This is a genomic window from Nonomuraea sp. NPDC049158 (assembly GCF_040648335.1).
GTDB lineage: Bacteria > Actinomycetota > Actinomycetes > Streptosporangiales > Streptosporangiaceae > Nonomuraea.
This window is the reverse complement of sequence record NZ_JBEZDM010000010.1, coordinates 109,780-136,748: the sequence shown is the minus strand read 5'-3', so window position 1 is coordinate 136,748 and position 26,969 is coordinate 109,780. Positions and strand designations below refer to the sequence as shown.

The window sequence follows — 26,969 nt, the reverse complement described above, 5'->3', positions numbered from 1 at the left end:
GTCGTTCTTCTGAGGTCCGACCGGCACTGCGGAGCCACCGCGGCGGGGTGCCGGTCGATTCAGGCCCCGCCGCGGCGGCCGAGAAGGAGACCACGTGACGTCATGCCGGGTACACTAACCACAAGACAGGTCCTCAGACAACCTGAGAGGTTAACCCGCGATGCCGCTCGGCACCCTCCGTCCCAGCCCCTTGGTCGAACAGGCCACCGAGCACCTGCGCGAGCAGATCACCGGCGGACACTGGCCGGTCGGCACCCGGCTCCCCGGCGAGAACGCCCTGGCCAAGACCCTCGGCGTGGGCCGCTCCACCGTCCGCGAGGCGCTGCGCGCGCTGGCGGGCGCCGGCCTGGTGCAGGCCCGTCAGGGCAGCGGCGTGTTCGTCATCGCCACCGAACCGGCCGCCGACTGGCCCACCCGCCTCCGCCGGGCCGCGATCACCGACGTCTACGAGGTGCGGATGATGGTCGAGACCCAGGCCGCCCGCCTGGCCGCGACCCGCCGTACCGACGAGGACCTCGCCTCAATGGAGGCGGCGCTGCAGGCGCGGCGGGCGGCGGCCGGGGGCGACGACGCGGGGTTCGTGGACGCGGACATCGCGCTGCACGCGGCGGTCGTGGCGGCGGCGCGCAACCCGGTGCTCGACGACCTGTTCGCCGAGTTCGCCCCGGCACTGCGGGGGCGGCTGGTGGACCTGGTGGAGCTGCTCGGCCTGCGGGACACCGAACCCAACCCCGGCGACGACGCGCACGCCGGGCTGGTGGACGCCATCCGGCGTGGGGATGGGGAGGCGGCTAGCGACATTCTGCAGGCGGAGCTGGAACAGACGCTGGCCTTGCTCCATCGCGACGAGGCCTGACGGGTAAGCACCCGGCCGTGGACTACGTCGATCCGGGGCGCCCGCCCCTGGTACGTCGGCGCGGGCGCTACGGCTCGACGGTCGCGCCCTGGTGGCGGGGCCCGGACTGCCCGGACCCCGCCGACGGCGTACGACCGCTCAGCCGGAGAAGAGCGCGCTGTGCAGGTCCACCGGGTTGGCGGCATCGCCGGTGGAGACGCCGTACACGGCCGTGAAGCCGCTGCCGACCGAGACGAGGCCGGTGTAGTCACCGAGCAGGCGTCCCACGCTCGTCAAGGGGACCTTCCGCGTGTCGAACGGCCCCTCGATGTGCTGCTCACGCCACGCGCCCGACTTCGCGCAGCCGCTCGAGCAGGTCATCGCCCACAGGTCAGTGGGCAGGGTGGCCGGGTCGGAGGTGTTGTTGCGGAAGTCGTAGTACGTGACCGCCACGGTGCCCGCCTTGGACACGGCGACGACCGGTACCGCGGCGGAACCGGTGGGCGTCTTGTCCAGGCGGATCGGGGCGGACCACGTCTTCCCGCCGTCCGCCGAGCGCGAGTAGGCCACGTGGAAGGTGCCGTCGGCCTCCTGGCTCTGCCAGACGGCGTTGACCACCTGAGTGCCCGGTTGGGCGGCCAGCTGCGGCAGGGCGGCGTTGCGTACCGGGTCACCCGAGTTGTCCGGGTCCGGGATGCGGGGGCCCACCGCGAGCGGGGCCGGGACGTTCAGCGTCGGCGCCGACCAGGTCTTGCCGCCGTCAGTGGAGCGGATGACCTGGGTGGAGCCGTCGGTGATCGTCTCGTGGTGCATGCCGATCAGCAGCGTCCCGTCCGGGAGCGGCACCAGCTGGGTGCCGATGACGCCGCTGTTGGTGGGCACGTCGTACACCTTGCTGCTGGTCCAGGTGCGTCCGTCGTCGGTCGACTTGGCCAGGTAGATCGGCTGTACCCAGTTCGGCGTGGTGCTGGTCGACTGGTCGTCGATGCGGTCCCACACCGCGTAGACCACGCCCGGGTGATACGGGTCCGCGGTCACCGACGGGCGGTCGTTGAAGAACTGCGGATTGTCGTCCCGCTGCAGGGTGACGGGCTTGTCCCAGGTCCGGCCGCCGTCGCCGGAGCGGGCCACCAGGATGGCGGTCACGTCGCCGGCGCGCGACATCGACAACGACGCGGCCACCGCGGCTCCCGACGGCGTGACGGTGACCCAGTTGTCCGTCGTGACGGCGTAGTCTCCGCCGTTGGCACTCGTGCCGCCGTTGCACTGGGAGAAGGCGGGCAGGTTCTGGGACTTCTGCCAGGTCAGGCCGTAGTCGTCCGACACGGCGGTGACCGCGCCGTTGCTGCCATACCGGTTCCAGCGATCCTGCTGGTACACCGTGACGAGGTGCTGCGGACGGTTCGGGTCCCGCGCCAGCATGGGCAGGACTTCGGTGTTCGGGTTCAGGGTGTAGCCGTCGGCCGGGGGAAGTCCGCAGCCTGCGGGCAGCGGGCTGGTACCCGAGACCGGCCGGACAATGGCGGGCCCGGTGGCCGCGGCGTCGTCCGCGGTAGCGGGCTGCGCGACGGTGCCGGCCAGCAGGATGGCCGCTGCGGGTAACAGAGCCCTGAAGCGTCGGATCACGAGCATTCCTCATCTTCGTTGTGTTGATGAAGACGTCACCGGCCCGCCGGGGGAATGTGGCATGTCCCCGGCGTCCGGCGAACGACGCAGTGAAGATTACCGGCACAAGATCAGTTTCGTCTGGCGAATGTCGCCAAGCCCTGAGCCGCCTCTGACGAAGGGCGCATCGGCGATCAGAGCATCAGGTGGTGATCGCCACGGGTCGGGCACGCGTCACCCGGTCGCGTCGAGGGCGGGACGGAGTTCGGCCCAGGCCCATGCTCCGAGCGTCGTGTCGGTCGTGGTCACGGGGGTCCTCGGCTGCTCGGGGACGAACCCCTCGCGCAGTCCGGTCGACATGCCCATGATGGCCTCGACCTGCGCCGGGGACATGCCGCCGCCGGCCAGCGTGGCGCGCATGTCGTCGTCGGGGACGCGGTGGGCGGTGACCGTGCGGCCCAGCACGTCGCTGACCACGGCCATGACGTCGTCCCAGGACAGGTCCCGCGGTCCGTGCACGGCCTGCACCCGGCGTCCCGACCAGTCGGCGCGCAGCAGCAGGGACGCGGCCACCGCGGCGATGTCGGCCGGAGCGACCCAGGAGAACGGATCGCCGGTGGGCAGGAGCACGGCCACGGTGCCCGAGCGGATGCTGTCGAGCTCGAACAGCAGGTTGCTGAAGAAGTAGCCGCACCGCAGGTGGGTGACGGCGAGGCCATCGTGCTTGGCGACGATCCGGTCCAGCGCCTCCTCGGCACGGGCCAGCCCGTCGATCTCACCGGCGCCCTCGCGGAGCTCCGCTCCGACGCTGCTCTGCAGGACGGTACGGGAGATGTGGTTCTCGGCGACCGCGGCGGCGACGATCTCGCCGACCTCGGCGTACGCCGCGACGGGGTCGTCGGCCTCGCCGGGCGGCACGATCAGGAACAGCGCGTCGACGCCGCGGGTCGCCTCGGTGACGGCCACGGCGTCCCGCAGGTCGACCTCGCGGGCGTCGACGAGGTCGCCCCAGGTCGCGCGGGGCTGCTCGGGGTAGCGGCTCAGCAGCCGCGGACGGACACCGGCGCGGACCAGGTGACCGACCAGGAAGCGGCCGACGTTTCCGGACGGTGCTGTGATTGCGATCTCCATGACGTCCACCGTAGGAGTAGATGTGGCCGGATCCTGTCCGCGATTGTGGCGACACTGGAGCCATGACCGACTTCGACCCTGCCGACGGCGATCCCGCCGGACGGACCCTCCTGCTGCTGGAGTTGCTGGCCGCCCGGCCGAGCTGGTCGGCATCCGATCTGGCCGGGCGGCTCGAGGTCAGCACCCGCACCGTGCGTCGCGACGTGGCCCGCCTGCAGAGGCTCGGCTACTCCGTCGAGAGCCGGCCCGGGCCGGGTGGCCACTACGCGCTGCGCCCGGGGCACCGGATGCCGCCGCTGGTCTTCCAGGACGACGAGATCGTGGCTCTGGTGGCGGCCCTGCGCATGGTCGAAGGGATCCTCTCCGGGGATGCCGCGCACCGGGCGCTGGCCAAGCTGTCGCAGGTGCTCCCGCGACGGCTGCGCACCGTCCTGGACACCGCCGCCGCAGGCAGTGAGAACGTCGACGGCGAGCGCGGGGGCGTACAACCCACGACCCTGGCCGCGCTGCTCCGCGCCGCCGATCAGGACCTCGTGCTGCGGTTCGGCTACCGCGACCGGCACGGGACCGTCAGCCGGCGGCGGGTGGAGGCGGTGCGGTGCCTCTACACCCGTGGACGCTGGTACGTGCTCGCCCACGACCTCGACGCCGGCGACTGGCGGGTGTTCCGCCTCGACCGCGTACGGGAGCCGGAGGCGGGGGAACCGGGGTCCGGCGACCGGCGCCAGCCAGCCGAGGACCTCGCGACCTGGCTCGCCACGGACTTCGGCCGTCGGCCCCAGGGCTGAGAGCTCAGGCGGTCGCGGCGGCTTTCGGGTGGGCCTGTTCATCGGCGCTTCAACGATTGGACGTTTGACGTCATTAGGGTCAGGAGGCTCGTATTCGCCGGTGTGAAAGGCCGTGCCATGTTTCGTCCCGTACTCGTGGGTCTGGCGCTCGTCGTGGGCCCGGCGGTCACCGCCGCCCCCTCCTTGGCCGAGGCCGCGCCGCGGCCCGTGGTGGTCAAGGACGTGAGCATCCCGCCCGTACCCCTCAAGGACCTGCAGCGGTCCATCGCCGATGATCGCGGGGTCAAGCTGGGCGGGGTCGGCAGCGGACTGTTCCCGGCCGGGCGGCGCGGGGACTACTGGATGGTCACCGACCGCGGCCCCAACGGGCAGGTGGGCGCGGACAAGCGCCGCACGTTCCCCATCCCGGAATTCGCCCCCGCGATCGTGCAGGTGGCCACCCGGTTCGGCGTCGAGATCAAGAAGTACCTCCCCCTGGTCGGCACCTCCGGCAAGCCGATCACCGGGCTCAGCAACCAGTCCGGCCACGACGAGGTGCCCTACACCTGGGACGGCCAGACCGCGCTGCCGTACAACCCGAGCGGGGTGGACACCGAGGACCTGGTGCGGACCCCGCGCGGCGACTTCTGGCTGGTCGACGAGTACGGGCCGTCGCTGCTGCACGTCTCCGAGCGGGGGCGGGTGCTGGCCCGGTACGTCCCCAAGGGGCTCAACCTCACCGGCGCCGACTACCCGGTCAAGGAGACGCTGCCGGCCATCCTCGCCTCCCGCCAGCAGAACCGCGGGTTCGAAGGGCTGGCGATCGACGGCGACACCTTGTACCTCGCGGTGCAGAGTCCGCTGGCCAATCCGGACAAGAAGACCGGCAAATCCTCCCGCGTCGGCCGGATCCTCACGTTCAGCATCCGCGCGGCGCGGGTGACCGGAGAGTACGCCTACCGCTTCGAGGACGTCACGACCTTCGACCCCAAGGTGAACGGCGACCAGAGCGAAATGAAGCTCTCTGGCCTGGCGTACGTGGGCGGCCGCCGGCTGCTGGTGGACGAGCGGACCGACAACGTCGCCCGGATCTACCAGATCGACCTGGCCAAGGCCACGAACCTGCTGAGCGGGCGGTACGACGACCCGGCCACCGCGCCGTCGCTGGAGGCGCTGGCCGACCTGGGGGACGTCAAGGTCGCGGCCAAGTCGCTCGTCGCCGACCTGTCCGAGGTCGCGCCCACCCTGCCTGGCAAGGTCGAGGGCATCGCCCTGCTCGACCCGCGGACGCTCGTGGTCGCCAATGACAACGACTTCGGGCTCGGCGAGTTCGGGGCGGACGGGCGGCTGGTGGACAGCGGCGTTGCCAGCCGGATCCTCACCATCCGCCTGCCTCGCCCGGTTCGCTAGCCCAGCGGTGACCAACCAAAGCGAAGAGGGACAGGGTCAGGCGCGCGTCCACCGTTGGGGGGTGCCGCCCGAACACGGACGGGCGGCTTGCGATCAGCGCGTACATCCGGGGAACCGTACCTCGCGCAGGTCCTCCGGGATCAGAGCGGGCACGGGCTCGGCTTGTCCGGTCTCCATGTCGATCCGGTAGTAGGCGCTGGGCCCGTAGCCAAAAGCACTGATCACGAAAACGTCCGCGCTGATCCAGCACACCAGCCTCTCGAGGCGCGCGGTCGCGGGCAGGCGCATGGTCCGGGTCCCTGTACGCCGACCGTGCCGCGTGAAGCCGTTCTTCTCATAGTCGACGTCGACCCACGTCTTCCCGTCGGGGGACAACTCCATGTTGTCCGCATCCGGTGTCCTGAACAGAGTGCCGCCACTGAGATCGACCGCGCTGACACCCTCCAGGTCCTCCACCAGCAGGGCCTGCCCGCCCACCAGCCAGCCTCTCAGAATCGACTCCGGCCCGATCCCTGGGACACGCCGCCGTCTGCCGTCCCAGACATACACCTCGTCCTCGAAAGTGAACGCGAGGCGGCGGCCGTCCGGGGAGAAGTACAGGCCCGAATCGTCGGCCTCCGGTACCATGCTGACCTTGCCTGACGGAAGGTCGTACACGACGACTTCGCCCTTGCTCCGGCTGTGGTAGGCCAGTCTGTGGCCGTCCGGGCTGATCCCGAGGTCGTCCGGAGTCGCGTCCTCGATGAGCAGCCGCCGGCCGGACTCCGTGATTACGGTCCAGTAGCTCCCGTCGGTGAGCACGGTTCCCGACCCGTCGACGCGGTAGGCGTACCGGATCGTGGCCTGCGTGGGACCGCGCAGGGGAATGAGCTCCGCGAAGGCGAGGGGACGGCTGTCTGTGTGCTGTCCGGATGAAGCGCCGAGGGGCGAACAATAGGCCGCTAACACAACAAAGGCCACAAGACAGGAAATTAACGAGCCGTACTTGACGACCTTCCGCCTGGGCCCCGGCTCGGGCTCGGCAACCGGGGGAAGTCCCTCGGCCCTGGCCCGTAACCTGCCGGCGAGGGCGGATCCGTCGGTGCCCAGCGCGAGCAGCCCTTTCTCGCCCGCCCGCCGCACGGCTTTTCTGCTCCGCCCGCACAAGTAGGCGGTTTCCTGCTCGGTCCAGCCGTCATGATGCAGGGCCACCAGGACGGCGCGCTGCAAATCAGAGAGTCCCTTCCCCCAGCCGGGGTCCGACCAGAAGCGGAAGCGGCTGAGATAGGACCGATAGAGCCAAAAGAAGGCGTCCTTAGTTCCTTTTCCGTCGCGCAGTGCTTTCTCCGCCATGCGCCGCGCGTACAGCGTGCGTCCGCCCAACAGCGACGCCGTACGGCGGACCGGCTCGTACCAGTCCGACATCAACGGACCTTTCCGAAGATGATGGAGTCGGCGTATGGGATGCCGATAGGGATGAGCTCGCCCGTCCTCGCGTCGATGGCCACGTAGTCGTCCCCATCCTCGATATCGGCGTCCCGGGCGACCAGCGTCTCGGCGTCCGCCCACCGCATCTCGCTGAGCCCAGAGGGCAGGACCCGTACCCGCCGCCCAGTGGCGGTCTCATACACCGAAGTCGGCTTCTTGAAATCGATGTACCACCGCAGATCCGGGGACATGTCACGGGGAAGCTCCGCCTCGGACCGGAAGGGAGTCGCCGTCCCGTCGAAACGGATGGCATCGATCGAGACGCCGACGCCGTCGCAGCCCGCGCTGCCCATCAGCCTGTCGGCGGTCAGTCCATAAGCCCAGCACACCTGCTCGACCGTCCTCATATGGCCCGTCTCGAAGTCGGTGACGAACGTCCGGCGGTTCTCCCGGGTGGACACGGCGAAGTGGCGGCCGTCGGCGGACCCGACCACCGAAGTGATCCCGACGATTTCCTCCGCGGTGAGGCGTGGCGTGATCGGGCGGTTGAGGCCGGAAGGGAGATCCCTGGCGAGGAAGCGGAGCTCCGCTACGTCGAGGTAGGCGACGCGATGTCCGTCCGGGGTTATGTCGATGGGGATGAAGCCGTCGTCGAACATCGACGGAGGGCGAGCGTAGCTGGCAGCCGTCGGGAGCTGGATATCCATGCCGAATGGCACGTGCAGCGTCCAGCCCACACACCCAAACCCCGTCCAGGCCGCTGCGCTGGCCCTGGCCTCGAAGGTATCCATGGAGCACGAAGTGGGCTCGCCGTACGTAACGGCCTGAATGTCGCGCCCGAACACCGCCAGGCAGGCGGCCAGAGTCGCGAAGACTACGGCGACGCCTGTCCACTTACGGATGCGCCGCCGACGCGAGAGTTTCGCCCACGGATGTCCCACGGGGAACAGTAATACACAGACTCGATCACAAACGAATCAACGTATGTGATCGACCTTTCCCCCTTATGCTTCCCGGTCGCCCTGGATGACCACGTGGGCATCCTCCGACAGGATTAGAGGTCGAACTCGCCGAGCTTCGCACCGCCCACGAAGGCGCGGAAAACGCCGCCTCGCAAGATTAGTGGCTCGACGTCGGGCTGCTCAGAGTCCCTGATCGCGTATCGGTCGCCGCTCAGTTTGGCTGCGTAGAGGCAATCGCCTCCGCTGGAGCCGGAGAGTGTAGATTTCTTCCACTCTGCGGCCTCCAGTTCGGCGTGCAGCTCGTCACTAATCTTCATACTTTGCCGCCACCTCACGTACTAGTCGCTCGCTCACGTGTATGGGGTGCGCCCATTTGTGGATCGCGTCGTATCTGAGACTAACCCTTCTTACCGTCTCCTCGCGATCGGATACAGAGCCCTGTGCGGCGTCCTCGAGGGAGATGTGGTCCGGCATACCGTCGCCTTGGGCGAAGGCGAAGCCGCCGAGCAGGCCCGGCGTAGCCCCCACTCCGAGGGGGACGATCTGTATCGAGACGAAGGGAGTGGCCATCATCTTCAGCAGGTGCTCAAGCTGCTCCCGCATGACCTCGGCGCCCCCGATGGGGCGGATCAGAGCGCACTCGTCGAGCAGCGCCCAGTACATCGGCGGCTTGTCGCGGTCGAACACCGCCTGACGCTGAAGCCGGGTCGCGACGGCCTCCTCGATCCAGTCCTGGGTGACTCCCGGCTCGGCGGAGAGGATCGCTCGCGCGTACGCGGCCGTCTGCAGCAGGCCCGGAACGACAAGAGGTTGCCAGGTTCGGATGGTATGGGCGTTTTCTTCTACCTTTGGCCACTCTCTGAACCACTTCGGCCCCGACATCCTGCTGATGGGCAGCAGCCGAAGCAATTCCCCATTCAGGTCCAGGGCCGTCTCGGCCGCGAGGGTGAATTGCCGGGTCGGGTTGCGCTTGCCGCGCTCGACCAGGCCGATCAAGCTCTCGCTGCACGGGATCAGCGCCCCCATGGCCATCTGAGAGAGGCCGACCGCCATTCGGGCTTCCTTGAGGACCGCACCGTAGGAGTTCTGCTCGTCTGGAGATAGGGCCTGTTCATCCACGGACATGCCACGCTCCTCGAAATGCTCCGGACCGCTCTTCCCGACATCGCACATACAAAGACTCAACGCGACTGTCTGGATACGAACAGCTGCTTGCTGAATACAAAGCTAGCCGGGAAGCGGCACTCTGGCGATGTTTCTCGGAGCACAGACAGGCCGTCCGGACATGTCCGCTGCATTCTGTCTGGTTAATAAACCGGATAATCCAGCCGCATTCCGGACAGAACATGGACGGTGACAGGGAATGACTCGCGAACCGCTGAGGAAAACGACCGAACCCTCAGAACCTCATCCACGCCATTCGCCGATCAGCGAAAGTGCCGCGGCCGAGCATGACCAGGCCCTGGCCAAGCTGCAGGTCCTGCTGACCAGGCGCGGGATACACAGTTACGTCGTCGAGTGGCTCAAGCTCACGCTCCGCTCCGCGCCCTTTCCCGCCGGCGCGCTCAGCAGCCTGGACCGGTATCCCCCGGAACTCGTGGTCTTCGCTCCCCAAGGGTGGCGGGTCGCCACGGTCCGCGTAGCCGCCGACCGGTCAGCGGCGTACATCGTGGAAGTGGCGCGAATAGGAGAAGATCACGGCGTGATGCCGGACATTCGCTATATCGTCCCCTCGGGAAAACCGGCAAAAGCCGCCGCTTTGATCCCCGGCTAATCCCCGCCGTCGGATCTGGCCTCTTTGACGGCGGGGGTGCGGCAAGGGCTGCCGTCAGCCGGTGGGACCCGCTTCGGGCCGCACCTCCTTTTCGCCGCCGTCGCCAGCCTCCTCGCCAGCCTCTTCGCCGGTTTCGACACGCCTTTCGGCGTCAACTGCGGCCTCGGCCTCAGACTCGGGAGCGGTTATCTCGGGCGTGGGGATCGCGGGGTTCGTGTCGGTGTCGGGCCAATCGGCGGGTACGGGGCGGGGCGCCTTCGGGGTGCCGGCCCCTGACCGCTCCGCCACCACGTCGCTCTCGCCACCATCCCGGTTCACCGCATCAGGCAGGTCTTCATTCATGACCCCCGCCTGCCCGCCGAACTCCTCTCTAACAGTCCGCAGGGACAATCTTCAGTACGCGGCTTTGAAGCCCATATGGGGTGAGCGTAGGTAGATCCTTGCCTCTTCCATACGCGCGCTTGTGTCGATCTTTGCCTGTACATTCGGATGCCGGCGATGGCGCTGCGACTGGCGGTAGAGGGGTGCCTGCATTGGAACGGTCCAAGGCTAGGTGGCAGTTCTACACCACTCCTGCTGGGGCTGAAGTCGTCAGCAAAGAGATCCACGATGTTCTCCAGGGCAAGCCTCCCCTCCTCGAACTAGGCCACCTGATGTGGCGGATTGAGCACGACAGCGTCCTAGATCGAGATGTGCGCCATCTGGGCAGAGGGCTCAGCGAGGCCCGACTGAGCTACGGGGGTGACGAGTATCGCCTCTACTACGCGGTGCTCACAGACGGGAAGCACCTTCTCCTTGGTCTCAAGTTTCACAAGAAGGGCGGCAGCGGGGCGCAGGAACGAGCGATCGAACGAGCGAGGGAACGGCTGGCCGAGTGGCAGCACCGGATATAAGGTAGAGCCGATAAAGGGAGGTAGGCGTGGACCGCGACATCGCCGCACTGCTCGGTATCGACCCGGATGATCCCGAGGTTCAGCGTGAGAACGCAGCCATCGAGCGAGACGTGCGTCTCATCGAGACCCTGGTCGGGGTCCGCAAGCAACTGGGGCTGACACAGGCAGACGTGGCCGACAAGATGGATCGCAGCCAGCCCGCCGTATCGGACTTCGAGCGTCTAGGCGGAGATCCCCGCTTGTCCACAATCCGGCGCTACGCGCTCGCGATAGGTGCTGAGGTCTTCCATGTCGTGAAGACACCAGGCGCTTCCGCCTGTGGCACCACATCGACATCCGCGCACGTGGTGATCGAGGGCCTCACCGGCACTGTGTCCCCACCCCCTACGCGTGCCGCAGGGGCACTCGAATGGAAGAGAGCTGTCCAGTAAATGCAGGGCTTTCTAGTCCTAGGCGACGCAGCCAGCACTGATGAGGCCACCGGAAAGATCAACCTGCTCGGAGCAGGCTGGTCGGTGACAGGGCCTATGGTCTCCATGTCCGCTGTCGCAGGTTTTTTGCGCGTCCCGCGGGAGGATCTGGGGGCGAAGATCAGCTTCGCCTTGCATCTTCTGGACGAAGAGGGGCAACCTGTCCGCCCGTTCGCGGACAGCGACGGAACGCTCTCCTTCACCGGCGAGATCACACCGGACGCTGAACGGTTGGAGCCGGTGGCGACGCGAGTCCCCTTCAATCTCAGCTTCGCCATCCCGATTCCACCCCTGCCTCTAGCAGCGGGGCGTGTCTATGAGTGGGTCATGGAAGCGGACGAGACCAGGGTCGCTTCCGTGCAGTTCGCAGTCAGAGCCGAGCCGCCGGTGAATGGTGCACAGGCAGAGACGCGGCAGTCGGGTTCCCGAGTCGAGTGACGCACGGCCCTGTTGGCGTTCCTGCCGCAGGGCATCCACCCCCACCTGCGTAGCATCAGGCGAGCGAGTCGTCGATCTCCGCGCGGCTGGGCATCGACGTGCTCGCGCCCTCGCGCTGCACCGACAGCGCCGCCGCCACCGAGGCGAAACGGAGTGCGGCGGCGGCGGGGAGGCCCTCGGCGCGGGCGACCGCGAGCGCGCCGACGAAGGTGTCCCCCGCCGCCGTGGTGTCCACCGCCTTCACCTTCACGGCCGGTACGCGCAGCCGCTCGCCCGACCGTGAGCCGTACAGCGCCCCCTCGGAACCCAGTGTGATGACGGCCTCCGGGACCCGCGCGAGCAGCGCCTCCAAAGCCGCCTCGGCGGAGTCGGTCCCGGTGATGTCGGCGGCCTCGTGTTCGTTCGGGACGATCAGCGTGACCGCGTCGAGCAGCGCGTCCGGCAGCGGCTGGGCGGGCGCGGGGGTGAGGATCACCGGTACGTCCGACACCTGCCCGGCCTGGGCGGCGGCGATCACCGCGTCCATCGGCAGCTCCAGCTGGAGCAGCAGCGCCCGTGAACCGGCGATCACCGCGACGTCGTCCTCGGTGGGCCCGGTGACGGTGCCGTTGGCACCGGGCACCACGATGATCGAGTTGCTGCCCTCGTCATCGACCACGATGTGCGCGATGCCGCTCGGACCGGGCACCTGCCGCAGCTGGGCGACCTCCACCCCGGCCGCGGCCAGGGTGGTGCGCATCTCGGCGCCGAAGCCGTCGTCGCCCACCGCGCCCAGGAACGCCACCACGGCGCCCGCGCGGGCCGCCGCGATCGCCTGATTGGCGCCCTTACCGCCGGGGATGGTACGGAATCCGCGCCCGGTGACCGTCTCGCCCCGCTTGGGGGCCTGGGACACGTAGGCGACGAGGTCCATGTTCGCGCTGCCGAAAACCGAGATCATGCCCTCATCATCTCCTGTGCACGGCGCGCCAAATCGCCCAGCCCCACCCCATCGAAGCCGGTCAGGCTGCTGGCCAGGGTGTCGCGCATCCTCCACCGCTCCGGGACCCCGCCGTTCAGCGCGCCCGCGACGGACCCGGCCGTGGCGCCGGCCGAGTCGGTGTCCCAGCCGCCGGCGACCGCTCCGGCGATGGTGGCGGTGAAGTCGCCCCGGCCGTGGATCAGCGTGGCGGCGACCAGGGCGGCGTTGTTGATCGTGTGCACCCAGTGCAGGGCGCCGTGCCGCTCGTGCAGCCGGTCGACGACCCGCTCGAAGTCAGTCTCCGCCGAAGCGTCCTCGGCCGCCTGCCGTACCGCCTGGTAGAGCCGTGATCGCGGCGGGACGACGGACAGCCCCGCCTCGACCACCTCGGCGGCGGAGGAGGCGACCAGGGAGCTCGCGCACATGGCGGCGGCGAACATCGCGCCGTAGATCCCGTTCGCGGTGTGGGTGAGGCGGGCGTCGCGCCAGGCGTACTCGGCCGCGGTGGCCGGATCGCCGGGATTGACCCATCCGTACACGTCGGTCCTGATCAGCGCGCCGATCCACTCCCGGAACGGGTTGCGGTACGTCGCCGTCTCCGGCACCTCGACCCCGGCCAGCAGGTTGCGGTAGGCGACGCGTTCCGCCGTGAACGTACGGCCGGCGGGCAGCTCGTCGAGCCACAGCTTGGCCACGTCGTCGGTGGTGAAGTCGCGGCCGTGCCGTTCCAGGACGGACAGGGCGAGCAGCGGGTAGTTCAGGTCGTCGTCCTCGGGGACGCCGTCGATGTTCTCGGCCAGCGAGTTGACGGCGCTGCGGCGGTTCCAGGGCCAGCGTTCGGCGATGTCGCCGGGCAGGCCCTTGGCGGTGAACCAGCCGGTGATGGGCCAGTTGCCGGTGGCCTCGGCGATCTGCCTGATGCCCGCGCGGGGGATCTTCTCGACCGGCTTACCGAGCACGCAACCGGCCGCCCGGCCCTGCCAGGCCCCCAGCACGCGGCCCGGATCCACCTGCAAGGCCGGATCCCCCCGCAGGGACCGATCCCCCTGCAAGGCCGGATCCGCTTGAAGGGCCCGCTTCCCCTGAAGGGCCCGGTCCACGTCCCGAGGGGCAGTGGGCGCGGGCCAGTTCGGGCAGGCGGCGATGATGGCGGGCAGGTCGGACGGCTCGTCGACGGCGAGCGGCGACGGGATGGCGGCCAGCTCGTCCAGCAAGTCCTCGGCGAGCGGCCGCAGCCTCAGCGCGCCGGGCTCGGAGGCCCCGGCGCGCGGCGGGGCGTCGTGGCCGCCCGCGGCGTGCCACCGCTCGGCGACGTCGCGCACGTCCCTGCCGTCCTCGGCGGCCTGGCGCAGCTCGTGGCCCACCAGGTCCTCGGGCTGCACCCAGGTGAGGCGGATCATTGGCCGTCGAGGGCGGCGAAGGCGGATTCGACGGCGCGGTGGCGGGCCGCGTCGTCGGCGTGGACCCGGCGGGCGACCTCGGCGATCGCCCGGCCGGGCGCCTCCAGGTCGGTACGGCTCGCCTCGGCCACCTGCGTGACCCATTCGCCCGGGATCGAGCCGAGCCCGCCCAGGGCGCCGGCGATGGCGCCGCCCATGGAGGCGATCGAGTCGGCGTCGCGGCCGTAGTTGACGCCGCCGAGCACGGTGTCGCGGTAGTCGCCCTTGGCCACCACGAGGAAGCCCAGCGCCAGCGGCAGCTCCTCGATGCTGTGCACCCGACTCGGCCGCCGCGCCCCGAGGCCCTGGTCGCGGTAGGTGTCGGCGACCGTGTCGAACGGCCGCATGGCCGCGCGCAGCGTCTCGAACGACCCGTCCCAATGGCCGAGCCCGGCGGCCGCCTCGCAGACCGCCTCGATGGCGGCTCTGGTGCCGTCCTTGGCCAGCCGCAGGCAGGTGGCCACCACGGAGTCGAAGCTCGCGCCGGGCCGCATGGCCTCGGCGACGGCCGCCGCCATGACGCCGGCCGCCTCCCGGCCGTAGCTCGACTGGTGGGCGCCGGTCAGGTCGATGGCCTCGGCGTAGGCGGCGTCGGGGTCGGCGGCGTTGACGATGCCGACCGGCGCCACGTACATGGCCGCGCCGCAGTTGACGATGTTGCCGACACCGGCCTCGCGCGGGTCCACGTGTCCGTAGTGCAGCCGGGCGACGATCCACTTCTCGGCCAGGAAGATCCGCTGGAGCGGCAGCGCCTCGGCCTCCAGCTCGGGGATCCATCGGCGCTCGCCCATGAGCTCGGGTACGAAGTGCTCGGCCATCGAGTACGCCCCGAGATGACCCGCGACCTTCTCGTAGACGCGGATGAGCGCGTGCGTCATGAGGGTGTCGTCGGTGATGTGGCCGTCGCCCTTGTGATACGGGGCGATGGGCCGGGCGTTGCGCCAGTCCTCGTTGTACGGGGGCACGATGCCCTCCACGTGCCCGCCGTACCTGGTGGTGATCTGTTCGGGAGTCCAGCCCTCGGTGGCGCCGCCCAGCGCGTCACCGACCGCCGCCCCCGCCACGCAGCCGGTCGCCCTGTCCTCAAGCGGCGTCATGCGAGTTCCTCCAAGAGTTCGATGAGATCTTTTCCTGCCAGTTCCGGCAGACAGCAGCCTGCCAGGGTGCGCGCCGACGCGGTCCACCCCTCCGGGATCGCGTCGAGCCCGCCGCACGCTCCGGTGAGCGCCCCGGTGAGCGCGGGCGCCGAGTCGGCCAGCGCGGCCAGGCACGCGGCGGCGGGTACGGCCGCGCTCAGTGAGCCGCCCGCCACCTCGGCCAGCGCCAGCGCCACGGGCACCGTCTGCGCGGCGCCCACCCCGTAGCTGTAGACGTGGTCGAGCAGCGCGGCGTCGAGCGCGGGCACGGCGGCGAACGCGTCGCCCGCCTTCCGCGCCACCTCCAGCGCCAGCCGGGCGTTGTGCCCGATGGCGGTGTCGGGCGGCAGTACGGCCAGCGCCGCCCCGGTCGCCGCGGAAGCCGAGCCTGTCGCCACCGCCTCGGCCACCGCGGCCGCCATGGCCAGGGCTCCGAGCAGCCCGTCACCGGAGTTGGTCACCTGGGCGTCCTCGGCCGGGTCACGGCCGAGCGCGCCGAAGGCGACGGCTCTGATGGCGGCGGCGTCGTCGAAATGGTGTGGGTTGTCGTGGCCGCTGGCCGGGGGCTCGACGCCCTTGGCCAGGTTGCCGAGCGCGGTGGCCACCGAGATGCGCGTCCGGATGTCGTCGCGGCCCACCAGCTCGCCGAACGCCTCGGCGCGCGGCCGGTCGATGGTACGCACCGTCCAGGCGAGCCACTCGGCGTCGTCGGACGGGCCGACGGCCAGCGGCGCCACGGGCTGGTTCAGCGCGAACGGCACCGGCAGCGTGGTCACCCGGTGCTCCTCCGCGAACGTGTCGAGCTCGCGCAGCAGCCGCCTGCTCCACGGCGCGTGCAGCGCCGACCGGTGCCTGGTGGCGGGCCAGCCCACGGCGTCTCCCACGGCGAGCCCGACGAAGGCTCCCGCGATCCTGTCCCCCGACATGAGTTCCTACAGTCCTTCCGCCAGTTCGTCGGCGACGTCCAGCACGTGCCTGCCGGCCACGACGGGCAGGCATTTGCCCGTCACGGGGCCTATCCTGCTCGCCCAGCGTTCCGGTACGCCGTCCCGCCCCTGCCCGGCACCCGCGATGGCGCCGGCGATGGCGCCGATGGTGTCGGCGTCGCGGCCGAGACTCACCCCGAACGTGACCGTCGCCTCGACGTCGCCGCCGCCCGCCAGGTAGGCGGCGAGGGCGAGCGCCACGGCCTCCGGCGCCACGTCGGTCCACGGGTAGTGCTCGACCACCACGGCTTGGTGAAGCGCTTCGACGATATGCGGCTCGTCTTGGTCCGAAGCGATCACGTCGCGGGCCCGGACGATGTCGCGGGCCGTCCACGAGTCCGCGGGGATCACCGACAGCGCGGCGGCCACCACCTCGTGCGGCGTGGCCCCGGTCATCGCGGCGGCCACCGCCCCGGCGACGGCCCGGCCGCCCAGCACGCCCTCGCCCGACTGGCTGACCCGGCCGTCCTCCTCGACGAGCCGGGCGGCCTCCGCCGGATCGCCGGGGCAGAACACGCCGTACGGCGCCGCCCGCATGGCCAGCCCGTCGGACCAGCCGTGCTGATGGACGAGCCCGGTCAGCGGCGGTTCCAGCCCGCGCCTGAGCGCCTCGATGGTGCCGAGCTCGGAGAACCCGGCGCCGCGCATCGGCCCGGTCACCAGCGGGATGATCTCCGTACGGTAGGCGTGGGCCACGTCGGCGGAGGTCAGCGCGTGTCCGTGCCGTACCAGCAGTGAGGAGGCGAAGATGGCGTACTCGGTGTCGTCCGTGCCCCCGCCCTCGATCTCGGTGAGCCGCCCCCACCGCCGGCGGATCTCCGCCGGCGTGAGGTTCTCCGCGGGCGCCCCGAGGGCGTCGCCGGCCGCCAGGCCGAGCAGACACCCCCGGGCCCTGTCCCGATAAGTCACCGCTGGTACCGCTCCAGCACCTTGTTGCCGTCCGCCACCAGCTTCGCCGCCGCGTCGTCGATCGAGATCTTGTTGGCGTAGTACTGCTGCAGGACCGGCGTGGCGACCTTGCTCTTCCACTCGTCGAACCCGTTGACCTTGAGGAAGGGCGCCACGACGAGGTTCTTGGCGGAGGCGGTGGCCACGTCCCAGCCGTTCTCCTTGGTGGTCATCGCCGGGTCGGCGGCGGCCTTGGCGGAGGTGGGCAGCAGCCAGTCGCCCTTGGCGAGCTTGGCCTGGTTGGCGCCGTTGAGGAAGAAGGAGATGAACTTCAGCGACTCCTCCGCGTGCTTGCTGTCGGCGGCGACGGACAGGGTCTGCGAGACCGCGCCCTGGTCGCTGCTGGTGCCCTTCAGCGGCGGGAGGGTGACCCAGTCGAAGCCCTTGGGGGCCTGCTCGACGACCTGCTGGCGCAGGTAGACGCCGACCGGCAGCATCGCGTACTTGCCGGCGAAGAAGCCGGGCAGCGGGTCGGCGGTGCCCATGCCGAGCGCCGAGGTGTCGGCGGACTTGTCCTTGTAGAGCTGGTCGTGGATGCGCTGGAGGACCTGCTTCTCCTCCGGGCCCACCTTGACGGTCGTCTTGCCGCCGTCGGTCTGGAAGAAGGTGCCGCCGAAGTTGAGCGCCAGGTTCAGCGTCTTGTTGACCGGCGACTTCATGGGCCAGGCCACGCCGAAGGAGCCGCTCTTGGTGAGCTTCTTGCTGACCTCGGCGAACTCGTCCCACGTCCACGGGTTGTCGGAGGTGGGGATGCGCACGCCGGCGCCGTCGAGCAGCTTCTTGTTGGCGATGATGACCTGCGACTCCTGCAGGAACGGTACGCCGTACACGCCCTGGTTGCCCTTGCCGTCGTCGAAGGTGACGGTGTCCCAGGCGGGCTGCGGGATGTCGCTCTTGAGGTCGGCGGGCACCTTGTCCTTGATGTCGAGCAGGTAGCCCTTGGAGGCGAAGCCCGACAGGGCCGGGGAGTCGTCGTGGATGACGTCCGGCGGGTCGCCACCCTCGAAGGAGGTGACGAGCTGGTCGTTGACGTTGTCCCAGCTGCCCTGGACGTAGGTGACCTGGATGGTGGGGTTGGCCTTGTTCCACTCCTCGACGAGCTGCTTGTTGGCCGCCACCGACTCCTTCTGCCAGGCGAGGCTGAGGAAGTTGAGCTTGACCGGCTCCCCGGGCTTGGCGGACTCTCCGGAGCCGGCGTCGCCACCGCCCCCGCCGCACCCGGCGGCCAGCGCGACGATCGCCGCCGCCGCCAACGCGGATTTGATACGCATAAGAGCCTCCTAGCCCTTCACAGCGCCGGCCATCAGGCCGGACCTCAGCCGTCGCTGGATGATTGCGAAAAAGATCAGGCTCGGGATCGTCGCCATGAGCGACGCCGCGGCCAGCGGGCCGAGCCTCGACACTCCCTCAGGGCCGGTGAACCTCACCAGCGTCAGCGGCAGCGTCATCACATCGGGGTCCTTGAGGACCACGAGCGCGAACAGGAACTCGTTCCACGAGGAGATGAACGAGAAGAGCAGCGTCGCCACCACGCCCGGCGCGAGCAGCGGCGCGACGATGCTGATGATCGAGCGCAGGCGGGTCGCGCCGTCCATGGCCGCGGCCTCCTCCAGCTCGCGCGGCACGGAGCGCACGTACCCCTGGAGCATCCACAGCGCGAACGGCAGCGTGAACGTCACGTGCACGACCACCAGGCCGAACAGCGTGTTCACCAGGTCGAGCTGCTTGAGCACCATGAACAGCGGAATGATGATCAGGATGAACGGGAACACCTGGCTGACCAGCACCCACCCGAGCGCCACCCGCTTGAGCACGCCCTTGTAGCGGGCCAGCGCGTAGGAGGCGGGCAGCGAGACGGCGACCGTCAGCACGGAGCTGGACAGGGCCACGATCAGGCTGCGCAGCCCGGCTCCCACCAGGTCCTGCTCACCGAAGGCGTCGCTGAAGTTGGCCAGCGTCGGCCGGTCCGGGATCCACGTCGGGTGCAGGTTGGCCATCTCCTGCGGCGTCTTGAGCGCCGTGGACAGCAGCCACACCAGCGGGAAGGCCAGAAAGACCATGTAGGCCAGGAGCGCCGCGTACTGCGGGATCTTCTTCATGACGCCTCCCGCATCTGCCGCCAGAGATAGAAGCCGAGCAGGCCCAGCACGACGATCACGATGGTGACGCCCATGGTCGCCGCGTAACCGAAGAAGCCGTAGCGGAACGCCTCCTCGTAGGCGAACAGCATCGGCAGCCTGGTACGCCCGCCGGGACCGCCCTGCGTCAGCACGTAGACGAGGGTGAACTGGTTGACGTTCCACACGAAGTCGAGCGAGGTGATGGTGACGATCACGGGCCGCAGCTGCGGCAGCGTGATGCTCCAGAACTTGCGCCAGGTGGCCGCCCCGTCGACCTCGCCCGCCTCGTAGAGCTCTTTGGGGATGCCCTGCAGACCGGCCAGGAGGACGACCGTGGTCTGCGGCATGCCGCTCCAGACGCCCATGACGATGATGGCGGGCAGGGCCCAGGAGAAGTCGGCGAGCCAGTTGATGTCGGTGCCGAACGTGGTGTTCACGATCCCGGCGTCGGGGTGGTAGACCAGCCGCCACATCAGGCCGATGACCACGGGCGGCATCGCCCACGGCACCACGGCCAGCACCCGGGCCAGCCCCCTGAACCACAGCTTCTGGTTGAGCAGCAGCGCCAGCCCCAGGGAGGCCAGGAACTGCAGCACGGTCACCGACACGGCCCAGATCAGGCCGATCCTGATCGACGCCCAGAAGTCCTCGTCGGCCAGCAGCGTGCCGAAGTTCTCCAGGCCGACGAAGCTGGTGACGTGGTTGCGCCCCGACTCGGCGTCGGTGAACGCCAGGCCGATGCCGTACAGCAGCGGGCCCACGCTGAACAGCAGCACCGGCACCAGCGCGGGCAGCATGAGCACCCACATCTCGCGGGTCTGCCGCGAGACGCCGCTGGGCCGCCTGCGCCGCGTCTGCGGGGGCCTGGTCGCGGTCGCCGTCATGAAGATCTTCCTCCCTCGGACGCCTCGCCTGCCGTGGACGCGCGGACCGCCAGGCGGGGCAGGACGGTGACCAGGCGGGGCTCGCGATCGCCGTTCTGCAGCCGGTCGAGCAGCAGCTCGGCGGCGGCCTTGCCGCGTTCGGCGGAGCCCAGCGAGACGCTGGTGAGCGACGGCCAGGAGGCGGCGGCCAGGTCGGTGTCGTCCATGCCGACCACCGCGACGTCCTGCGGCACCCGCTTGCCCGCCGCGCGCAGCACGTCGAGCGCGCCCAGCGCGATCAGGTCGTTGGCGCACATCAGCGCGTCGATGTCGGGCGCCCGCCGCAGCAGCGTCGCCACCGCGCGGCGGCCCTCCGCGCGGTAGAAGTCGCCGATCTCCACCAGCTTCTCCTCGTACGGCAGGCCGACCGCCGCCAGCGCCTCCCGGTACGCGGCGCCGCGGGCGGCTCCCGGCACGGTGTCGAGCGGGCCGTTGACCATGCCGATCCGGCGGCGGCCGAGCAGGTGCAGGTGGTCGATGGCGAGCCTGACGCCGGTACGCGAGTCCGCGCGTACGTTGTCGACCGGCGTCCCGTCGGGCACCGAGCCGATGATCACCACGGGCGCTCTGGCGGTGGCGAGCATCCGCAGGTGCGTCTCGGTGACGCGCAGCGGGCTCATGATCAGCCCGTCGACGTAGCGCTCGCCGAGGCTGTGCAGCACGTCGATCTCGTCGGCGGCGACGGCGTCGGTCGAGTGCAGGACCAGCCGGTAGCCCGCCGCCTTGAGCACGGGCTGGATCTCGCGCAGCATGGCCAGGTAGGCCGGGTTGCCGATGTCGGCCATGGCGAAGGCGACCTGGTGCGTGCGGCGCGACTTGAGCGACCTGGCCACGGCGTTGCGCACGTAACCGAGCTCGTCGGCGGCGGCCATCACCTTGCGCACGGTCTCCTGCCTGGTCGGCAGGCCGTTCAGCACCCGCGAGACCGAGGCGATGGAGACGCCCGCGCGCTCGGCGATCGTGGTGATCGTGGGTCCGTCGGCCAAGGCTGTCCCTCCATGCGCGTCGAACGTAAAATCGCTGTAAACGTTTACGGCATGTGGGACATGAAACATGCACGTTACGTATGGGGTCAAGTCACGATCACATAACACGAGGTCAAAGGGCCCCGCCTGGCTCCAGACGGGGCCAGGCGGCGAAGCTCGTACCGGATCAGGTCAGTGCGAGTCGACCGGGACAGGGGCGGGGACGCGGCTCAGGGCGCGGATGGCCGGGGCGCCCGCGAGGGCGACCGCGGCGGCCAGCAGCGCCGGGACGATCAGCGCGAACCGCAACGTCCAGGACTCCGCGAGGTAGCCGAGCAGCGCGGGCCCCACCAGCAGCCCGCTGTAGCCGAACGCCGTCACCAGCGCCAGCGCCCGGCCGACCCGGCTGCCCGCCGCGCCCACCGCGCTGAAGATCACCGGTACGACGGTGGCCAGCCCGACGCCCACCAGCGCCCAGCCGGACCACGCGCACACCACCTGGAGCGCGTCGGCGGTGAGCGGAGCGACGAGGACGAGCACGTACCCGCAGGTGGCGAGCACCCCGGCGAGCTGGATCGTGCGTACCGAGCCGAGGCGCGCGCGGATCGGGTCGCCCAGCAGCCGCACCGTCGTCATGGCCACCGCGAAGATCGTGTAGGCGATCGGCGCGGCGGCCGGGTCGGTGTGCAGCACCCAGCGGGCGTGCAGGGCGGCCCAGTCGATGGCGGCGCCCTCGCTCAGGTGCCCGGCGAACGCGGCCAGGCCCAGCAGGGCCACCAGCCCCCAGCGCAGCGGGCTGCTCCCGGTCGCGCTCTCGTCCTGGGTGACGTGCTGGGGCGGGTCCGGCAGCAGCATCCGCGCCGCCGGAACGTACAGGAACGGCACCACGATCGCCGCCCCGACCAGCAGCGCCTGCGGGTCCACGCCGAGCTTCAGCGCCCCGGCGGTCAGCGCCCCGCCGACGGCGCCGCCCAGGCTCCACGTGCCGTGGAAGGCCGAGATGATCGGCCGGCCGTAGACGCGTTCGACCTCGACCGAGTGGGAGTTCATGGCCACCTCGGCCACCCCCAGGCCGATCCCGAGCAGCACGGCGAGGATGGCCAGCGCCGGGTAGGAGGGTGCCAGGGCGGGGCCGAGCAGGACGGCCGCCGACAGTGGGCCGCCGACCCAGCACACGACCCTGCTCGACCATTTGTCCACCAGCGGACCCGCCACCAGCATCGACACCAGCGCGCCGCCCGAGACCAGCAGCAGGACGCTGCCGAGCCGGGCCGGTCCGAGATCCAGGCGGTCGTTGAGCGACGGCAGACCCGCCGCCCACAGGCCCATCACCAACCCACTGAGGAAGAAGAAGGAGAAGACTGCGATACGGGCGCGCTTGGCGTCAATTTTGTTCACGGCTAGAGCATAATAACCCGGATGAGGCTTCGACAATGGTGATGAATGGGGCAACGACGAGTGCCGGTCTGCGGGCGTACAACCGGGTACGGCTGCTGCGGGCCGTGCACGACTGCGGCGCGACCCGTACCCGCTCCCGTCTCACCCAGGACCTGGCGCTGGCCCGAGGCACCGCCTCGGTGCTGGTCAGCGGCCTGGCCGACGACCGGCTGCTGCACGAGGAGCCGGCCGCGGCGCACGGCAGAGGACGGCCCACACAGGTGCCCGGCCCGCATCCCGAAGGGCCGCTGGCGCTGGCCGTGGACCTCCGGGAGGACTCGTGGGAGGTGGCGGCCTGCGAGCTGGGCGGGCGCGTCTCCGTCCTGGACGTACGGCGCCACGACGGCACGCCCGAGGGGGCTCTGGGGCCGCTCGGTGAGGTGCTGCGCGGGCAGCTCGGACGCCTCGGGTCCCGGGTGGTCGGGGTGGGCGTCGCGGTGGCGGGACCGGTGCGCGACGGCGGCCTGGTGGACGTGGCCCACCTGCGCTGGCGCTCGGTGGACGTGCCCGCCCTGCTCGGCCTCGGCGACGCGGTGCCGGGCGGCGGGCCGCGGGTGGGCAACGACACGGCCTTCGCGGCCTTGGCGGAGGCGCGGCGGGGACGCTTGCGCGGGATCGGGGTGGGGCTGCACATCCACGTGGACTTCGACCTCGGCGGCGTGCTGGTGGTGGAGGGACGCCCGCTGGAAGGGGCCGGCGGGATGGGCGCGGAGTTCGGGCACATGCCGCTCACGGGCGGCGACGCGCCCTGCATGTGCGGCGCGCATGGCTGCTGGGGGCTTGAGGTGGGAGCGAACGCGCTCCTGCGCCACATGGGCCTGGCGTACGGCGGCGGCCAGGGCCGCGACGACGCCCGCCGCATCCTCGCCACCGCCGACGCAGGCGCCGAATCAGGCAGCGGAGCGAGCGGCGGGACCAGCGGCGGCACAGGCGACGCGACAGGCGGCCGCACCAGCGACGGCACGGGCGGCGGCCAGGTTCCGAGCCCGCACGACCACACGGGCGGCGGGGCGGCGCTGCGCGCGGTCAGGACGAACGCGCAGGCGCTCGGCCGGGGACTGGCGGCACTGGTGAACGCGCACGATCCGGCCGTGGTGACCCTGTCCGGCCTCGGCGTCGACCTGTACGAGCGGGCCCTGCCCACCCTCATGGACTCGTTCGGCCGCGGCCTGATGACGATCCGCCACGAACGGCCGCCCGTGATCGCCCCCTCGGCCCTGGGCTGGCAGGGTCCGCTGGTCGGCGCCATGGAGTCGGTGTTCGACATGTTCCTCACCGTCGCCGGCGTCGAATCCTGGCGCGGCAGCACGTGACGGATGGATCGAGCCCGGCCCCGTGAAGCGATGGGAAGCCTTGATCCAGCATCCTGCTCCTTCCCCCGAAGAGCACCCCCATGTCGCCATCGTACGCGTGCATGCCCCCTGACCTGCAACAACCCGGCTTCGCCGGAGCGTTGCCCGACCGATCGAGGCCCTTGCGACACGCCCGAACGCCGAATGTGACGGATACCACGCGCAAGGGCGGAAACCACCCACCCGAGCCGTGATCTTGCCGAGAAGGCATCCCGAGAGGGGCGACACCGCACGCCGACCTGCGGCTCCGCCGACCCGGCGCAATCCCGTCGGAGAGCTCCATGACCTGGTCAGAGACCGTTTCGCGGGCCTCGAAAGCGGTGTCGCCCGGTGAGCGGGCTACGGTGAGGAGAACCTCGTGGTCGGCGGCATGGGCGTCAGCGGAGGCACGCTCGCGCGGGAGGTGGCGGGCGCCGAGACGGCCGTTTCGGCGTGGCGCACACGCTGAGCGGGCGCTTTTCGCAACACGAACCGCTGGTATCCGCCATGATTAGCCACTGCACTACGGGTTACAGGAATCCCCGACCCCAAACTCCCCTAGGAGAACCGAGATGGCACTTCCGACTCTCACCCCCGAGCAGCGCAAGGCGGCTCTGGAGAAGGCCGCGGAGGCACGCGCGGCCCGCACCGCCCTGCTGGGCAAGGTCAAGGCCGGTGAGCTGACCTTCGCGCAGCTGCTGGAGCGCGACGACGACATCGCCAAGAAGATCAAGGTGTCGCAGGCCCTGCGCGCCGTCAAGGGCGTCGGCCCGGCCAAGGCCACCGCGCTCATGGAGGAGGCCGGCGTCGACGAGAAGCGCCGCCTCGGCGGCCTGGGCGCCCAGCAGCGCAAGAAGCTGGTCGACGCGCTCGGCTGACCACCGGGCGGCCAGGTCCGCGCGGAACGCCGCGCGGACCGGCCGGCGCCCTGAACGTACTGGGCGGCCAGGAGTACAGCCGTCTAGAAGTACAGCCTGTGTCAGGACCGCAGATAGGCGAGTACGGCCAGCACGCGCCGATGCTGATCGCTGTCGTCGGCGTACAGTCCGAGCTTGCTGAAGATGCTCCTGATGTGCTTCTCCACGGCGCCGTCGCTGATGACCAGCTGCCTGCCGATGGCCGGATTGGACTTGCCCTCGGCCATCAGCCCGAGCACTTCCCGCTCCCGCGGCGTCAGCTGGGCCAACGGGTCGTCCCTGCGCCTGCGCACCATCAATTGGGACACCACCTGAGGATCGAACACGGTCCCGCCGGCGGCGACCCGCCGCAGGCCCTCCATGAACTCGTCCACGTCCACGACCCGGTCCTTCAGCAGGTAACCCACCGCGCCTCGGGCATCGGCGAGCAGGTCGTCGGCGTAGGAGACCTCGACGTACTGCGACAGGATCAGCACCGGCGCCCCCGGAACCCGGCGGCGCGCCTCCACGGCGGCCCTGAGCCCCTCGTCGGTGAACGACGGCGGCATCCGCACGTCGACCACGGACACGTCCGGCCGATGCTCGGCCACCGCCTTGACGAGCCCGTCGCCGTCACCCGCCGTCGCGACCACCTCGCAGCCGAACTCCTCCAACAACCTGACCAGGCCCTCCCTGATCAGAACCGCGTCATCGGCCACGACTACCCGCACGGCACCTCCGCCACGATCACCGTCGGCCCGCCGTCCGGTGACTGCACGGCCAGCTCCCCGTCGACCGCGCGGAGCCGGTCGGCCAGACCGGCGAGACCATGTCCCTTGGCGACGTGCGCGCCGCCGACCCCATCATCCCCGATGGTGAGCATGAGAATGTCACCGATGTGGACGAGCTGGATCGTGCAGATGGTGGCGCGGCTGTGCTTGGCGACGTTCGTGAGCGTCTCGGCGACGACGTAGTAGATGGCGTTCTCGACGGAGGCCTGGTAGCGCCGGACGGTCTGCACGTCGAGATCGACCGGGATGGTGCAGCGGCCGGCGAGGGCGGCCAGGGCCGGGGCGAGGCCGCGGTCCGACAGGATGGGCGGCGCGATGCCGCGTGACAGGGCGCGCAGCTCGTCGAGCGTCTCGCGGGTGGCGGTGATCGCCGAGCTGATCGTGGCCTGCGCGGCGTCGGGGTCGCGCTGCATCTGCCGCTGCGCCCTGGACAGCTCCATGGCCAGCGAGACCAGCCGCTGCTGCGGGCCGTCGTGGATGTCGCGCTCCAGCTTGCGCAGCGCGTTGGCCTCGGCCGAGACGGCCGCGGCCCGGCCCTCGGCCAGGTCGTCGATGCGCTCCTGCAGCTCGGCGACCCCGGTCAGCAACGCCCGGCCGACCCCGGCGCGCAGCAGCGCGGCAGCGCGCACCATGAACGGCAGGATGAGCAGCCCGAGCAGGCCGAGCACGACGTAGAAGGCCGAGTTGACCCAGTAGTTCTGCTCGAACCCGAGCAGCTGGGGCAGCTCTTCGTTGCCGGGGATGCGCGAGGTGATGACGCCCCACAGCGGGTAGCTCAGCCCGGCGATCGGCACCGCCCAGAAGGCCACGGTCAGCACGAACGACACGATGGCGAGGGGGAAGTTGACGATCCCGTGCAGCAGGTCGAGCCATGACTGCCCGCTGGTCAGCGGGTTCACCAGCCGGCGGAACCGGCCCGCGCCCGCCGGTGCGGGCTTGTAGCGCGGGCGTACCGGAGGGCGCTTGAGCACGTCCGAGAGCCAGCCGCGCTCCGCGTCCGCGAACCCCCTGGCGATCATGAGCGTTCCCGCGAGGAGAGGCACGCCGATCCATACGACCGTCGTGCCCACGCCGACGGCCATGCCGGCGATCAGCAGCACGAACGCGATGACGGCCGTGGGGAAGCCGACCAGCGTGTAGCGCGTGTCCAGGAGGACACGTCTCATGAGGGAGCGCATGGCGTTCACGGTACGACTGTGCCATGCCCGGATCGACCCTGTGCGCCGGTATATGGCGGTAGGGCCTGCCCTACCTTCCATGGTGGTGTGATCTTCCCGCAAGAGGGCGGCCCACGGCACTGTGCCGGGCCGCCCGCGACGGAAGTCTTGAGGCCTCAAGGTTCGC

Annotated in this window: 29 protein-coding genes; 10 read left to right on the top strand and 19 right to left on the bottom strand. The window is 70.3% G+C overall.

The genetic code is table 11. The features are described 5' to 3' along the window. The first annotated feature begins 160 nt into the window (after positions 1–160). Complete coding sequence (locus AB0B61_RS23055) at positions 161–856, top strand: FCD domain-containing protein (protein WP_358435137.1); 696 nt, start codon at positions 161–163, stop codon at positions 854–856. A 138-nt stretch (positions 857–994) separates the two neighbouring features. Here AB0B61_RS23055 and AB0B61_RS23050 read toward each other — a convergent pair whose 3' ends face one another. Then, positions 995–2,461 (bottom strand): sialidase family protein, encoded by a 1,467-nt coding sequence (locus AB0B61_RS23050; protein WP_358435135.1) that lies wholly within the window; start codon positions 2,459–2,461, stop codon positions 995–997. 213 nt (positions 2,462–2,674) lie between these two features. Beyond that, positions 2,675–3,571, bottom strand: coding sequence for an NAD(P)H-binding protein (locus AB0B61_RS23045; RefSeq protein WP_358435132.1), 897 nt, complete (start codon positions 3,569–3,571; stop codon positions 2,675–2,677). A gap of 62 nt (positions 3,572–3,633) precedes the next feature. Between AB0B61_RS23045 and AB0B61_RS23040 the strand changes: the two genes are divergently transcribed. Then, on the top strand, positions 3,634–4,359 hold the full coding sequence (locus AB0B61_RS23040) for a WYL domain-containing protein (protein ID WP_358435129.1): 726 nt from the start codon (positions 3,634–3,636) through the stop codon (positions 4,357–4,359). 117 nt (positions 4,360–4,476) lie between these two features. Then, on the top strand, positions 4,477–5,748 hold the full coding sequence (locus tag AB0B61_RS23035) for an esterase-like activity of phytase family protein (RefSeq protein WP_358435126.1): 1,272 nt from the start codon (positions 4,477–4,479) through the stop codon (positions 5,746–5,748). Between the two features lie 93 nt (positions 5,749–5,841). On the opposite strand, the gene AB0B61_RS23030 is transcribed toward AB0B61_RS23035, so the two are convergent. From AB0B61_RS23030 to AB0B61_RS23015, 4 genes are all read right to left on the bottom strand, one after another. Next, on the bottom strand, positions 5,842–7,152 hold the full coding sequence (locus tag AB0B61_RS23030; RefSeq protein WP_358435123.1) for a hypothetical protein: 1,311 nt from the start codon (positions 7,150–7,152) through the stop codon (positions 5,842–5,844). After that, the gene (locus AB0B61_RS23025) at positions 7,152–7,946 is read right to left on the bottom strand and encodes a hypothetical protein (RefSeq protein WP_358435121.1); all 795 of its coding nucleotides are present in this window, start codon (positions 7,944–7,946) and stop codon (positions 7,152–7,154) included. Before AB0B61_RS23025 ends, AB0B61_RS23030 begins: the two co-directional genes overlap by 1 nt. A 263-nt stretch (positions 7,947–8,209) precedes the next feature. Further along, positions 8,210–8,434 (bottom strand): DUF397 domain-containing protein, encoded by a 225-nt coding sequence (locus tag AB0B61_RS23020; RefSeq protein ID WP_358435118.1) that lies wholly within the window; start codon positions 8,432–8,434, stop codon positions 8,210–8,212. Continuing rightward, a complete protein-coding gene (locus AB0B61_RS23015) occupies positions 8,424–9,242 on the bottom strand; it encodes a helix-turn-helix transcriptional regulator (RefSeq protein ID WP_358435115.1) in 819 nt (272 codons plus the stop codon). Before AB0B61_RS23015 ends, AB0B61_RS23020 begins: the two co-directional genes overlap by 11 nt. Positions 9,243–9,480: 238 nt before the next feature. Here AB0B61_RS23015 and AB0B61_RS23010 point away from each other — a divergent pair, with 238 nt between their 5' ends. Further along, entirely contained in the window at positions 9,481–9,891 is a 411-nt protein-coding gene (locus AB0B61_RS23010) for a hypothetical protein (RefSeq protein WP_358435112.1), read from the top strand. Between the two features lie 54 nt (positions 9,892–9,945). Here the strand turns inward: AB0B61_RS23010 and AB0B61_RS23005 are convergent, their stop codons facing one another. After that, positions 9,946–10,233 carry a hypothetical protein gene (locus tag AB0B61_RS23005; protein WP_358435111.1) on the bottom strand — a complete coding sequence of 96 codons (288 nt, stop codon included), beginning with the start codon at positions 10,231–10,233 and terminating at the stop codon, positions 9,946–9,948. Between AB0B61_RS23005 and AB0B61_RS23000 the strand changes: the two genes are divergently transcribed. The 4 genes from AB0B61_RS23000 (at position 10,198) to AB0B61_RS22985 (ending at position 11,692) form a co-directional block, all read left to right on the top strand. Then, the gene (locus AB0B61_RS23000; RefSeq protein WP_358435593.1) at positions 10,198–10,317 is read left to right on the top strand and encodes a PaaX family transcriptional regulator C-terminal domain-containing protein; all 120 of its coding nucleotides are present in this window, start codon (positions 10,198–10,200) and stop codon (positions 10,315–10,317) included. The two genes, AB0B61_RS23005 and AB0B61_RS23000, sit on opposite strands and share 36 nt — an antisense overlap. Positions 10,318–10,424: 107 nt before the next feature. Then, positions 10,425–10,784, top strand: coding sequence for a hypothetical protein (locus AB0B61_RS22995; protein ID WP_358435108.1), 360 nt, complete (start codon positions 10,425–10,427; stop codon positions 10,782–10,784). A gap of 26 nt (positions 10,785–10,810) precedes the next feature. After that, positions 10,811–11,215 carry a helix-turn-helix transcriptional regulator gene (locus AB0B61_RS22990; protein WP_358435105.1) on the top strand — a complete coding sequence of 135 codons (405 nt, stop codon included), beginning with the start codon at positions 10,811–10,813 and terminating at the stop codon, positions 11,213–11,215. A 105-nt stretch (positions 11,216–11,320) separates the two neighbouring features. Then, a complete protein-coding gene (locus AB0B61_RS22985; RefSeq protein WP_358435103.1) occupies positions 11,321–11,692 on the top strand; it encodes a hypothetical protein in 372 nt (123 codons plus the stop codon). Positions 11,693–11,747: 55 nt separating this feature from the next. On the opposite strand, the gene rbsK is transcribed toward AB0B61_RS22985, so the two are convergent. From rbsK to AB0B61_RS22935, 10 genes are all read right to left on the bottom strand, one after another. Next, complete coding sequence (gene rbsK / locus AB0B61_RS22980) at positions 11,748–12,632, bottom strand: ribokinase (RefSeq protein ID WP_358435100.1); 885 nt, start codon at positions 12,630–12,632, stop codon at positions 11,748–11,750. Then, entirely contained in the window at positions 12,629–14,053 is a 1,425-nt protein-coding gene (locus tag AB0B61_RS22975) for an ADP-ribosylglycohydrolase family protein (protein ID WP_358435098.1), read from the bottom strand. The genes rbsK and AB0B61_RS22975 overlap by 4 nt, the downstream gene beginning before the upstream one ends. Next, positions 14,050–15,189, bottom strand: a complete 1,140-nt coding sequence (locus tag AB0B61_RS22970) for an ADP-ribosylglycohydrolase family protein (RefSeq protein WP_358435095.1) — start codon at positions 15,187–15,189, stop codon at positions 14,050–14,052. The genes AB0B61_RS22975 and AB0B61_RS22970 overlap by 4 nt, the downstream gene beginning before the upstream one ends. Beyond that, a complete protein-coding gene (locus AB0B61_RS22965; protein ID WP_358435093.1) occupies positions 15,186–16,154 on the bottom strand; it encodes an ADP-ribosylglycohydrolase family protein in 969 nt (322 codons plus the stop codon). The genes AB0B61_RS22970 and AB0B61_RS22965 overlap by 4 nt, the downstream gene beginning before the upstream one ends. 6 nt (positions 16,155–16,160) lie before the next feature. After that, a complete protein-coding gene (locus AB0B61_RS22960) occupies positions 16,161–17,123 on the bottom strand; it encodes an ADP-ribosylglycohydrolase family protein (RefSeq protein ID WP_358435090.1) in 963 nt (320 codons plus the stop codon). Then, on the bottom strand, positions 17,120–18,433 hold the full coding sequence (locus AB0B61_RS22955) for a sugar ABC transporter substrate-binding protein (protein WP_358435087.1): 1,314 nt from the start codon (positions 18,431–18,433) through the stop codon (positions 17,120–17,122). Before AB0B61_RS22955 ends, AB0B61_RS22960 begins: the two co-directional genes overlap by 4 nt. 9 nt (positions 18,434–18,442) lie before the next feature. Next, on the bottom strand, positions 18,443–19,261 hold the full coding sequence (locus tag AB0B61_RS22950) for a carbohydrate ABC transporter permease (RefSeq protein WP_225301084.1): 819 nt from the start codon (positions 19,259–19,261) through the stop codon (positions 18,443–18,445). Next, positions 19,258–20,166, bottom strand: coding sequence for a sugar ABC transporter permease (locus tag AB0B61_RS22945; RefSeq protein ID WP_358435084.1), 909 nt, complete (start codon positions 20,164–20,166; stop codon positions 19,258–19,260). The genes AB0B61_RS22950 and AB0B61_RS22945 overlap by 4 nt, the downstream gene beginning before the upstream one ends. Then, positions 20,163–21,191 carry a LacI family DNA-binding transcriptional regulator gene (locus tag AB0B61_RS22940; protein ID WP_358435082.1) on the bottom strand — a complete coding sequence of 343 codons (1,029 nt, stop codon included), beginning with the start codon at positions 21,189–21,191 and terminating at the stop codon, positions 20,163–20,165. The genes AB0B61_RS22945 and AB0B61_RS22940 overlap by 4 nt, the downstream gene beginning before the upstream one ends. 171 nt (positions 21,192–21,362) lie before the next feature. After that, the gene (locus AB0B61_RS22935; RefSeq protein WP_358435079.1) at positions 21,363–22,568 is read right to left on the bottom strand and encodes an MFS transporter; all 1,206 of its coding nucleotides are present in this window, start codon (positions 22,566–22,568) and stop codon (positions 21,363–21,365) included. A gap of 41 nt (positions 22,569–22,609) precedes the next feature. Here AB0B61_RS22935 and AB0B61_RS22930 point away from each other — a divergent pair, with 41 nt between their 5' ends. Both AB0B61_RS22930 and mihF read left to right on the top strand, forming a co-directional pair. Then, entirely contained in the window at positions 22,610–23,920 is a 1,311-nt protein-coding gene (locus AB0B61_RS22930) for an ROK family protein (RefSeq protein WP_358435077.1), read from the top strand. A gap of 590 nt (positions 23,921–24,510) precedes the next feature. After that, entirely contained in the window at positions 24,511–24,816 is a 306-nt protein-coding gene (mihF, locus tag AB0B61_RS22925; RefSeq protein ID WP_225301079.1) for an integration host factor, actinobacterial type, read from the top strand. 101 nt (positions 24,817–24,917) lie between these two features. Here mihF and AB0B61_RS22920 read toward each other — a convergent pair whose 3' ends face one another. Together AB0B61_RS22920 and AB0B61_RS22915 are read right to left on the bottom strand one after the other, a co-directional pair. Next, positions 24,918–25,565 carry a response regulator transcription factor gene (locus AB0B61_RS22920; protein ID WP_357959441.1) on the bottom strand — a complete coding sequence of 216 codons (648 nt, stop codon included), beginning with the start codon at positions 25,563–25,565 and terminating at the stop codon, positions 24,918–24,920. Further along, positions 25,556–26,791: a sensor domain-containing protein gene (locus AB0B61_RS22915; protein WP_358435075.1), complete on the bottom strand. Its 1,236-nt coding sequence runs from the start codon at positions 26,789–26,791 to the stop codon at positions 25,556–25,558. The genes AB0B61_RS22920 and AB0B61_RS22915 overlap by 10 nt, the downstream gene beginning before the upstream one ends. Positions 26,792–26,969 lie beyond the last annotated feature (178 nt).